General features: G+C 56.8%; 4 protein-coding genes. 2 read left to right on the plus strand and 2 right to left on the minus strand.

Annotated features, from left to right (window positions below):
- Positions 1-196: 196 nt before the first annotated feature.
- Positions 197-862, plus strand: coding sequence for a Lar family restriction alleviation protein (locus AWB82_RS36375; RefSeq protein ID WP_086974069.1), 666 nt, complete (start codon positions 197-199; stop codon positions 860-862).
- 78 nt (positions 863-940) lie between these two features.
- The gene (locus AWB82_RS37845; protein WP_159462667.1) at positions 941-1,081 is read left to right on the plus strand and encodes a hypothetical protein; all 141 of its coding nucleotides are present in this window, start codon (positions 941-943) and stop codon (positions 1,079-1,081) included.
- 138 nt (positions 1,082-1,219) lie between these two features.
- On the opposite strand, the gene AWB82_RS36380 is transcribed toward AWB82_RS37845, so the two are convergent.
- Both AWB82_RS36380 and AWB82_RS38770 read right to left on the minus strand, forming a co-directional pair.
- Positions 1,220-2,362, minus strand: a complete 1,143-nt coding sequence (locus AWB82_RS36380; RefSeq protein ID WP_086974070.1) for an integrase domain-containing protein — start codon at positions 2,360-2,362, stop codon at positions 1,220-1,222.
- A 313-nt stretch (positions 2,363-2,675) separates the two neighbouring features.
- Positions 2,676-3,126 (minus strand): hypothetical protein (locus AWB82_RS38770; RefSeq protein WP_235023600.1); only part of this gene is annotated, 451 nt, incomplete at its 5' end.

The raw sequence follows: 3,126 nt of genomic DNA on the forward strand, positions 1-3,126 counted from the left end.
TGCGAAAACCTCGCGGCGAAAGCCTTGTGATTGGAGCGAGGCCGCTTCAACTCGAGTGTATTTCAGCGGCCTGCTAGTGGGCGGGCGTCAGGGCTGACTTCTCACGTTCTGGGTCGGTCGCAGCTGGCAGGTCGCTATAATCGACGGCTGCTTACAAATATCGGAACCGCCGGACGGCCGGCAACAGGACAGCGCCATGACTGACGAACTTTTCCCCTGCGACCATTGCGGCGGAAAATGGGCCTTTGGCTACTCGCACCGGCTACTGAAATGCCCGTCAGCACCCGCGCGTGACTACCTGACCGCCGACGACAGTATTGCTCCCGAGATGAATGACCTCGAGGCGCGTTCACTTTTCGCGATTCCGCAGGAGAAAGTCTGCTGCATCTTCTGCGAAGACTGCGGGATGCAGACGCCCTGGATTGCGATAGGAAACGACCGGCATGCCGCGTTCGCGAAAGCGGGCAAGATCTGGAACGCCCGCACGAGGCGCCCGGCCGCGAAAGAGGGAGACCTCTTGAAGTTGGTCAGAAAGGAGCTAAGCGCCGTCGATGCGCCGTTCCTGATTGATCTCCTGGCCAGAACCGAAGGCGACTGGGAGAAGCGAGGTCCGATTTTCGCAATGCTTGCCAGGAAGATCGTCGACAGCAAAATCACCCTGAGCGACTTTTGGCCCGTGGACACCGTCCTCAACGACGCGGCCAGATATCGAAAGCTGCAACAACTCGCCAAGCGCATTTACATCGACGGCATAGCGTCTATACAGTTTCCGCGCATACCGGCGACCGGTGGAGACGAGGGCAACTTCGAGAACAGCGTGAACCTCGCCGTGGACGATCTTCCCGACAGAAACCGCTGGTGACTTGACTTTCGCGTCGATCCGCAATACTTGAACTGTGCATCGCCACGTGTGTGCCAGCGAGATCCCGGAGAAAGAAAAATGACCCCCGTCGAATACATCCGCGCAGCCTACCGTCTCCGCGCCAAACTGGTCCCCCAGATCGCAACTGCTTTGGCGCTCGCCGTCATCCTGACGTATCACGCGCTGACCAGTCAGTCGCTCAACTGGCTCCTCCGGTAGCTCGTTTAGGACCTAAATAGGGCTAGGAAATATCATGATATTTCCTACAAGAGCGACGTTTTTCGCCTAAGCCATTGATTGTCAATGAGTTCCTTCTAAAAACTGCAGCGTAACAAAATTCCAGATTTCAGAATTTTGCTACACCCCAGCCGTTTGTCTGCCAAGGATACGGTACAGCGCCTGCCGAGAAATGCCTAAGACGGTCGCCGCGGCCTTCTTGTTTCCACCGGCCGCCGCAACTGCCGAAAGCGCCTCCTCGACGCTGATCTCGGCAGACTTCTGCTGCGCAAGGCTGTTGAAGCTAGCGATGTAGGCATTGGCCTTTGAGGGGCGACTATGCCCCGCCGCTTCAACCACCTGTTTCAACGCTTCCCGGTGCAGCTTGATATCTGCTTTCTCACCCGTTACTTTCACCGGCGCGGGCACTCCCGTCAACATCTCATACATCTGCTGCAGATACTGGTGCCGTAGCCCATGACTTGTGACACCCAATCCCGCTTTTGTGACGCCGTGGCGCTTGAGGACGTCATAATAGTGATTCTTCCACTGCTTCTTGGTACACCCATCCGGTATCGTCGATCCCGTAAGAGTGTTGCAGTACTTCATTGCCTCTTCCAGTACATCAATTTGGAACAGGATCGGAACAAGCCGGTCCCGGCCGCCTTTCGTCCCACGCGTGACGCTCAGCAAGCCATCGCGCCGCACCGACTCCCTTGGTCTGAGGAGGAAGCTCTCCTCGACGCGCAACCCAAACGCCGCCTGCAGCTTCAACTGCATCGCTACTACAGGTTCCGTCCCGGCGATCTCGTTGATCTTGGCCACAGCGTCGATCTTATTGCCTACCCACGACTTATCCTCAAGCGCAGAGTATGAGCGAATAAGCCCGTGTTCTTTCCGATCAACGTAATCGTCCAACTTCCCAACGAGGTTCGGCTTGTTGATCCAGCTCGCGAACGCACGGAGGTACGTGAGCTTATTATCGATGGTGCCGGCGCTTTGCTTTTTCCGCACCCACAAATTGACGAGAAAGCGCACGTGCTTCTCCTTGAGCGCCCACGGTGACCGCAACGCATAGCCGTTCTCGCGGAGCTCAACAAAAGATCGGCACAGCTTCTGCAAACGAGGGCCTTGTGTGACCACCGACAGCTTCTTCGAGCTAACACGCGTCCGACTATGCACGCGATCCGCGTTATCGAGGAACAGAATGCTAAGCGCGCTTTTGAAATCAGCCGGAAGTTTGTATTCGCTGAGAAGCGAGCGTACGTTCACTGTCACTGCCATCATTCTTCTCCGGGGTTTCCCATAAAAGATCAACCGCGCGATGAAAAGCGCAGCCTAGGTCAAACGGCTGCCTAAGTTCCGAACGATCAGGGAACTGGCGGTCTTTCGCCCAAGACGCTGACGACGCGATTTCCCTTCCCGCCATGGCAGCGCTTCGCTTCGAACTCTGACATCCGCAAAGCCTGAACGCGGGGATAACGTCCACATCGACCATGCAGCGTCCGTATCGAGTTCCTGATCCACTCGTCGGATCGTCCGCTGCTCCTTCCGCGCCAGCGGTTGCAGCACCGATGAGACGGGAACTAGGCACCCGTCAGGTCCGATCACGCGCAGATTGGCGTCGCTCAAAGCGGCTAGGGAGGCGAACCGGTGCGCCGCCGAGCCGTCTCGTGTCCACTTGATGACCGGTCGATAAAACCATCGAAGTCGCCGAAAGTACAGGGATCGGATCGAGGCCAACTTCCAGCCACGCGCTGGTCGTTGCCCATTTCGCGAATGCTGTTGGCGCGACTCCCGCGCGCGCTCCCGGCGAGACGAAATCACTGTCGGTTTCAAAAGCGAAATTTGATTTAAAGATGCCCGATAAGAAGGCTTCCCAACTGTCACCCTCCCCGTCGAAACAATGAGTTCGATCGACCTCGCACGTCAGTCCGTAATAAGGCATCTCGGTCAGTGCCTCAAATCTTTCGGCTCTTTTGAAAATGAAGTGGGTAATGGCTCTCAGCGGGCATGCGAGTTGAATGCGGAGAAGTCGAGTTTGCCAG

It is taken from the genome of Caballeronia glebae (genome assembly GCF_001545035.1).
Classification (GTDB): domain Bacteria; phylum Pseudomonadota; class Gammaproteobacteria; order Burkholderiales; family Burkholderiaceae; genus Caballeronia; species Caballeronia glebae.

Bases quoted from the DNA above. Each gene is read 5' to 3' on its own strand.
- AWB82_RS36375 (WP_086974069.1), top strand. From the start codon at position 197: ATGACTGACGAACTTTTCCCCTGCGACCATTGCGGCGGAAAATGGGCC.
- AWB82_RS37845 (WP_159462667.1), top strand. From the start codon at position 941: ATGACCCCCGTCGAATACATCCGCGCAGCCTACCGTCTCCGCGCCAAA.
- AWB82_RS36380 (WP_086974070.1), bottom strand. From the start codon at position 2,362: ATGGCAGTGACAGTGAACGTACGCTCGCTTCTCAGCGAATACAAACTT.